At 49.9% G+C, this 7,125-nt stretch carries 7 protein-coding genes and 1 other annotated feature; of the genes, 4 read left to right on the top strand and 3 right to left on the bottom strand.

Annotated elements, in window-relative coordinates; translation table 11 throughout:
* Positions 1 to 114: 114 nt before the first annotated feature.
* Positions 115 to 423 (bottom strand): ArsR/SmtB family transcription factor, encoded by a 309-nt coding sequence (locus BN6628_RS07700; RefSeq protein ID WP_068616161.1) that lies wholly within the window; start codon positions 421 to 423, stop codon positions 115 to 117.
* Between the two features lie 253 nt (positions 424 to 676).
* Here BN6628_RS07700 and BN6628_RS07705 point away from each other — a divergent pair, with 253 nt between their 5' ends.
* Both BN6628_RS07705 and leuS read left to right on the top strand, forming a co-directional pair.
* Complete coding sequence (locus BN6628_RS07705; protein WP_316245795.1) at positions 677 to 1,957, top strand: methyl-accepting chemotaxis protein; 1,281 nt, start codon at positions 677 to 679, stop codon at positions 1,955 to 1,957.
* 101 nt (positions 1,958 to 2,058) lie between these two features.
* Positions 2,059 to 2,320: a binding site (T-box leader), on the top strand.
* A gap of 85 nt (positions 2,321 to 2,405) precedes the next feature.
* The gene (gene leuS, locus BN6628_RS07710; protein WP_068616165.1) at positions 2,406 to 4,847 is read left to right on the top strand and encodes a leucine--tRNA ligase; all 2,442 of its coding nucleotides are present in this window, start codon (positions 2,406 to 2,408) and stop codon (positions 4,845 to 4,847) included.
* Here the strand turns inward: leuS and comER are convergent.
* Entirely contained in the window at positions 4,844 to 5,683 is an 840-nt protein-coding gene (gene comER, locus BN6628_RS07715) for a late competence protein ComER (RefSeq protein WP_068616167.1), read from the bottom strand. The two genes, leuS and comER, sit on opposite strands and share 4 nt — an antisense overlap.
* Before the next feature lie 111 nt (positions 5,684 to 5,794).
* On the opposite strand from comER, the gene BN6628_RS07720 reads away from it, so the two are divergent.
* Positions 5,795 to 6,328, top strand: coding sequence for a ComEA family DNA-binding protein (locus BN6628_RS07720; protein WP_068616169.1), 534 nt, complete (start codon positions 5,795 to 5,797; stop codon positions 6,326 to 6,328).
* 18 nt (positions 6,329 to 6,346) lie between these two features.
* Complete coding sequence (locus BN6628_RS07725) at positions 6,347 to 6,865, top strand: deoxycytidylate deaminase (protein WP_068616171.1); 519 nt, start codon at positions 6,347 to 6,349, stop codon at positions 6,863 to 6,865.
* Positions 6,866 to 6,941: 76 nt separating this feature from the next.
* Here the strand turns inward: BN6628_RS07725 and BN6628_RS26290 are convergent.
* Positions 6,942 to 7,125 (bottom strand): hypothetical protein (locus BN6628_RS26290; RefSeq protein ID WP_187386118.1); only part of this gene is annotated, 184 nt, incomplete at its 5' end.

The raw sequence follows: 7,125 nt of genomic DNA on the forward strand, positions 1-7,125 counted from the left end.
CGGTCATCTCAAGATGACCGGCTGATTTTTTTCCATGACTTAAGCGTGTAACATATAGGCAGCTGCGCGCCGATACATAATGAGAGCGGCTGCAAGCCTGTAGTAAAGAGGATGCTATAGCTCCTTTCCAATATACTCGGCCAATCGACGGATGGCTTCCTCATTTCTGCGGTAGTACGTCCATTGACCTATGCGTCTAGCTTCAAGCAGTCCGGAGCGTTGAAGCAGGGATAAATATTGAGAGGTGGTGGATTGGGACATCCCCGCCTTCTCTTGAATCTTGCCAACACAGATGCCGTCTTTGAAATCGTGTTCGTCTGATAGAGATCCGCTCGGGAAATTCTGTTCAGGCTCTTTAAGCCATTGCAGGATCTGCAGGCGGGTTTCGTTAGCCAAGGCTTTGAATATCGTCAAATGATCCATGGATTTATTATATTTGTTCTTCCAAAGATGTCAAAGGCCTTATGAATATGGAACAGAGAAAAGTCCCCTTTTTTCAATAATTCAACATATTATTGGAAATTGCATCTATATTTAATAGGCAAATAGATTTATAATTAGGAAAATAGTAACAAAATAAACCTGCTTGTTCAACGAAGGGGTGTTAACCGTGAAACGCTGCCGGAGGAACAGCCGGTTGTCCTCCGTCCTATGCACTCTTTACTAATCTTACGAGGTGAATGTTTTGAAATTGTCGTTAAGCTCTAAAATGGTAGCCGGTTTTATTTTTATTTCCGCCGTGACGTATGGTACAAGCGCTTTCTTTATCTTCTTCTTGAAATCCTTTCTGGCTTCCTCCCTACAGGATTGGCTTTACATCACCATTATTCTACTGCTTGGCGTGCTGTGGAGCGGGATATTAGGTTATGTGATTTCGAAATGGCTGACCAAGCCGATTGTCCGCTTGGCGGATACGGCAAAGGAAGCATCCATGGGGAATCTGCTTGTGAAGCTGCCTGAGCGTAAATCCGAAGACGAGATCAAAGTGCTCTATGACGCCTTCGGGGTAATGATCTGTAATATTAAAGAGATCATCCATGATATTTCATCCAGCTCTCAGATTACGTCCAAGAATGCCGAGAATTTAGGTGAGGCCATTACAATGGCTACGGGACAGATTGAATCGATGTCTGTAGTCGTGGATGATATTTATCACGGGGTAGAGAAGCAAAGATTGTCTTCAGAGCAATCCCTGCAGATTGCTGATGAGATGCTGAACGAGTTTAAGGCGATGAAGGCCAAATCCGTACAGATGCTTCAGCTTTCGAGCACGATGTCTGATTCGGTTGCCAGCACCAAGAGCACACTCTCTCATTTAACTGAGGGGATGTCCAAACTGACCTCTTCCTATACGGTATCCAAGGAGACCGTTGCCCGGTTAGAACAGGAAGCGAGCGATATTGAGGCGATTACAAGCACAGTAAAGGAAATTGCCGAGCAGACACACCTGCTTGCCCTCAATGCTTCCATTGAAGCTTCTAGGGCTGGTGAACACGGTTATGGGTTCGCGGTGGTGGCCCAGGAAATCCGCAAGCTTGCAAGTCAGAGCTCTGAATCCGTACTGCAAATTACAGAACTGATCAGCCGGGTCCAGTCTAAAGTAAGCGAGACGGTAGAGCTGATTAATCAACAGACCGCATTGGTTCAAAAGGAATCGGTTCACACCCAATCGGCAGCAGCAACGCTGGATCAACTGTTCGGTATTGCAGAGCGCTTTGTGGAAGCGGTTAACTTAATCGAGTCCACGGTGTCCGCACAGACTCAAAGGGTGGAACGGACTCATCAGAGCGCGAACGAAATTCTAATCATGACAAACACCTTCTCTGAAGGAGCTAAGATGATCTCAAACACAGCTCATGAGGAAACGGCGATTATGGAAGAAATTACATCCTCATCCGAGGAATTGATGGTGCTTACGAATAAACTGTTTGAGAAGACTAAGGCTTTCCAAGTCTAATATTGGTTCCCTCTTTTTGTCCCAAACAAGTGGCCCCTTAGAGAGCTGCGGCATTGACGTCAAGGGAAGTTATGCATATAATTATGGGTAATTAAATGGATATTTGAACTATGATGAGGAACAGTAATTCAGAACAATTCACCCAGAGAGCCGGTGGGGGTGCGAACCGGTTGATGAGTCTGTAATGAACTCGCCTCGGAGTTATGATGCAAGCTTCGGATTGTGCGGGGGATGCCCCAATGGCAAGTCCAAGTGAACATTCATCGTTACACCCGCGTTAAGGGTGCTAAAGTGAGCGCAGGCAAAGCATGCTATTCGCGCTAACTAGGGTGGTACCACGGGAATATTCCTCTCGTCCCTAGCGGTAATAACGCTATGGATTGAGAGGTTTTTTTGTGAACAGACATGTACAAGGTACAGAGCTGTGTATTTCTAAGGAGGATTTTCTATGACAGACAAAAATGTAACGAATCACGGTTATCATCCTCAAGCGATTGAGCCGAAATGGCAGGCTTATTGGGATGAGCACCAGACCTTCAAGACCCGGGAAGATGCCGGCAAGCCGAAATTTTACGCACTGGATATGTTCCCATATCCCTCAGGAGCGGGTCTGCACGTAGGGCACCCGGAGGGATATACAGCCACAGATATCGTATCCCGTTATAAGCGGATGCGCGGCTACAATGTTCTTCATCCGATGGGCTGGGACGCATTCGGTCTTCCTGCGGAGCAGCACGCACTGGATACAGGAGAACATCCGCGCCATATTACCGTGAAGAATATTGACAACTTCCGCCGTCAGATTAAGTCCCTCGGATTCTCGTATGACTGGGATAGAGAGATCAGTACGACAGACCCTGAATATTATAAATGGACACAGTGGATCTTCATCCAGCTGTATAACAAAGGTTTGGCTTATGTCGCAGAAGTACCGGTTAACTGGTGTCCGGCACTGGGCACCGTGCTTGCCAACGAAGAGGTTATCGACGGTCTGAGCGAGCGCGGCGGACACCCGGTTATCCGCAAGCCGATGCGCCAATGGGTGCTCAAGATTACGGAATATGCGGAGCGGCTGCTTGAAGACCTGGAGGATCTGGATTGGTCCGAGAGCATTAAGGATATGCAGCGGAACTGGATTGGCAAGTCTAAGGGAGCTGAGGTTGATTTTGCGATTGAAGGGCATGAGGCTTCGCTAACTGTGTTCACGACACGGCCGGATACTTTGTTCGGCGCGAGTTATGCGGTGCTTGCTCCTGAGCACGCTCTGGTGGACACGATTACGACCGAAGACCGCCGGGAAGCCGTAAAGGCCTATCAGGAACAGGCCGCACGCAAGAGCGATCTGGAGCGTACAGACCTTGCCAAGGAGAAGAGTGGTGTCTTCACCGGTGCTTACGCGGTAAATCCGGTAAATGGTGCGAAGCTGCCGATCTGGATCGCGGATTACGTTCTGGCGGGTTATGGAACGGGTGCGATTATGGCCGTACCGGGTCATGACGAGCGGGATTATGAATTTGCCAAGCAGTTTGATCTTCCTATTATCGAGGTAGTATCCGGTGGTGACCTCAGCAAGGAGGCTTATGCCGGTGACGGAGAGCATATCAATTCGGACTTCCTGAACGGGCTGAATAATGAGGAAGCGATCAAGAAAGCCATCGCTTGGCTTGAAGAGCAGGGGAAAGGGAAAGGCAAGGTAACCTACCGCCTGCGGGATTGGCTGTTCAGCCGCCAGCGGTATTGGGGGGAGCCGATTCCGATTCTTCATTTGGAAGACGGCACGATGAAGCCGGTTCCTGTGGACCAGCTCCCGTTAGTGCTTCCAGAAGTGGACCAGATCAAACCATCGGGTACTGGGGAGTCACCTCTGGCGAATGTGACGGAATGGGTGAACACGACCGATCCGGAAACTGGCCTTCCGGCACGCCGTGAGACCAATACGATGCCGCAATGGGCAGGCAGCTGCTGGTACTATCTCCGGTTTATTGACCCTCATAATGATAAGGAGCTTTGTTCGCCAGAGAAGCAGAAGGAATGGCTTCCGGTTGATCTGTACATCGGTGGTGCCGAACATGCGGTGCTTCACTTGCTGTATGCCCGGTTCTGGCACAAGGTGCTGTACGATCTTGGTGTAGTTTCCACCAAGGAACCGTTCCACAAGCTGGTTAACCAGGGAATGATTCTTGGCACCAACAATGAGAAGATGAGTAAATCCCGCGGGAACGTCATCAATCCGGATGAAATTGTGAGTGAGTTCGGTGCGGATACGCTGCGCATTTATGAAATGTTCATGGGGCCGCTTGAGGCAACCAAACCTTGGAATTCGAATGGTGTGGAAGGCACATACCGTTTCTTGTCCCGGGTATGGCGTCTGTTTATCGGGGAGGACGGAGCAATCAGTCCGAAGATCGTAGATGGAGAGGGCAGCGATGACTTCAAGCGCACCTGGCATAAGACCATCAAGAAAGTTACAGAGGACTTGGAAGGACTCCGTTTCAATACCGCGATCAGCCAGCTGATGATCTTTATTAATGAAGCATACAAGACAGATGTTGTTCCTAAGGCAGCGGCAGCGAACTTCGTACAGCTTCTCTCACCGCTCGCGCCGCATATCGCTGAAGAATTGTGGCAGCGTCTGGGCCACAATGAAAGTGTAACCTATGTTCCATGGCCGGCTTACGATGAAGCTTGGACCGTGGATGCTGAAGTAGAAATTGTTGTACAGGTGAACGGTAAGATTGTAGACCGGGCCAAAATTGCCAAAGATCTGGACCAGGCAGCGATGCAGGAGTTCACGATGGAGCTTCCAAATGTGAAGCGGGCGATTGAAGGCAAGACGATCCGCAAGGTGATTGCCGTTCCGGGTAAACTTGTAAATATTGTAGCCGGTTAATCCAGCGTCTCTTCGGTCCCGCTGAAGAGGGCATCCAGCTTCGCCAGATCATGTTTATGTTTACTGCCTGTGGCCTGGATCAGCTCTGGAAATACCGATGATAAATGCTGCTTGAGTACGGAAAGGCCTTCCGCAGTTACACCGCCGGGGACAGCAACTCTCTGCCTAAGTTGTTCGGGAGAGAACCCCCCTTCGGTAAGGAGACGGCCCGTACCAAGCAGCATTTGTGCTCCTAATTGAATGGCGGCCGGGCGGGATATCCCGGTCAGGTCGGCAGCAGAATCAGCCCAGAGCTGAAGAATATAGGCTAGAAACGCCGGACCACAGCTGGAAATATCCGAGGCTGCCCGGACATGCTCTTCCTCGATGAGCACAGGGATGCCCACGGAGGAGATAAGCTGTTCCAGCAGGAGCCGGTCTTCAGGCTGAATTCGCTGACCATACATGCACAAGGAGGCGCCGCTTAACACGGAGTGGGTAATGCTCGGGATAATCTTGGCCACCTTGGAGGGCAGTATCTTTTCCAGATGGGCGATTAGAACGGGACTTGTAATAGAAACAACAATTTGCTTGGAATTTAGTGCACTTTGAATTTCAGTTAAGACACCATGGAATTCCAGCGGTTTAATGCACAGGAATATAATATCGCTATTCAGAACGGTTTGGACGTTGCTGTCCGTTGCTTTAAGCCCCGGATATCTCGCTGCAAGGCGTTCACTCCGGACACCAGACCGGCTGCTTGCTGTAATCTGCCGAGGTTGTAAGGCTCCGGAACGGAGAAATGACTCAATGAGAAGACTTCCCATGCTTCCTGTTCCGATGAATCCTATTTTCATCACAGATATCTCTCCTTCTGCGCGAAGGCGCGGCTCGTCGTTTACAATGTATGCGGCTCAGACAGATATTCATGACTACGAATTTATAGATTCAGGATTGGAGATGGAAGGATGGTTCGAAAGACACTGGCTACAGCAGTTGTATCTGCTATAGCAGGGGCTGGTCTAATGCTGTTTGCTGTAGGAGGAAGGGGGCCGTCAGGACTCGATGGCTGGGTGCCGGTCAACCCACAGGTTGCGGAGGCGTTGGACTCCAAGGAGAGCTTTGATCGTAATCGTACTGCTGAGGATCGGCCTAAGACGAGCTCTGAAAATATCAGATCGGGCAAATCTTCTAAGGGCGAGGAAACGGCTGGTGGGGCTGGGCCCATCAGTAGGCCTGGTGAGTCTTCTTCCGAAAAGAAGGCTGAGGAAAGGAATACGGGCAAATCAGTGGAGGAGGCCCCGTCCGGTAAGCTGATTAGTATTAACAAGGCTGATCTTGCGGGTCTTCAGAATATTCCGGGGATCGGCGCGAAAAAGGCCGCGGCTATAGTAGAATACAGGGACAAGCATGGGGATTTCAAGAAGGTGTCCGATCTCACTCAGGTCAAAGGCATTGGCCCCAAGATGTTAGAAAAAATGAAGCCTTATATCGGACTATAGGATAGGAGAATGGAGAAGATGAATCCAGATATGCGAAAAGACTGGGATACCTATTTCATGGATATTGCTTATATGGTTTCCACCCGCTCGCGGTGCAGCAGACGCCATGTTGGCTCTGTTCTGGTTCAGGGCAAAAAGCTGCTCGGCACTGCTTATAACGGGGCTCCTTCTGGAGTGCCTGATTGTTCCGAGGCCGGATGCATGATTGTGGAGGAATATGAAATGCGTCAGGTGGACGGCCGGGAACAGATGGTGAAGAAGCAGCGGTGCATCCGGACCATTCATGCGGAACAGAACCTACTACTGTTCACAGACCGGATTGATCGTGAAGGCTCCAGTGTCTATGTCACGGATCAGCCATGCTGGACCTGTGCCAATATGCTGGCCAATAGCGGTATTGTTGAAATTGTGTATCACCGTCCTTATCCCAAAGATTCAGAGAAGGTCAAGGCCATGATGGGGCAAAAGGGAATTCTGTTCAGGCAGCTGGAGGCATATAACCCTCCGCCGGAGACAGTGCAAAGGGTTAAGGACTAGTCAAATCTCTATGCAAATTTTACACTTTGGAACCGGAAAGGTTTGAACAACTCATAATGATGCAAGAGGAAGAACCTCATCCTGCTTTGAGCAGGATGAGGTTCTTTTTGCTGCTCTGGTTGCTGCTCTGGTTGCTGCTCTGGTTGCTGCTCTGGTTGCTGCTCTGGTTGCTGCTCTGGTTGCTGCTCTGGTTGCTGCTCTGGTTGCTGCTCTGGTTGCTGCTCTGGTTGCTGCTCTGGTTCTGTCTCTTATGAACATCT

It is taken from the genome of Paenibacillus tuaregi, from assembly GCF_900086655.1.
Classification (GTDB): Bacteria; Bacillota; Bacilli; order Paenibacillales; family Paenibacillaceae; genus Fontibacillus; species Fontibacillus tuaregi.

Bases quoted from the DNA above. Each gene is read 5' to 3' on its own strand.
- BN6628_RS07700 (WP_068616161.1), bottom strand. From the start codon at position 423: ATGGATCATTTGACGATATTCAAAGCCTTGGCTAACGAAACCCGCCTG.
- leuS (WP_068616165.1), top strand. From the start codon at position 2,406: ATGACAGACAAAAATGTAACGAATCACGGTTATCATCCTCAAGCGATT.
- comER (WP_068616167.1), bottom strand. From the start codon at position 5,683: ATGAAAATAGGATTCATCGGAACAGGAAGCATGGGAAGTCTTCTCATT.
- BN6628_RS07720 (WP_068616169.1), top strand. From the start codon at position 5,795: ATGGTTCGAAAGACACTGGCTACAGCAGTTGTATCTGCTATAGCAGGG.
- BN6628_RS07725 (WP_068616171.1), top strand. From the start codon at position 6,347: ATGAATCCAGATATGCGAAAAGACTGGGATACCTATTTCATGGATATT.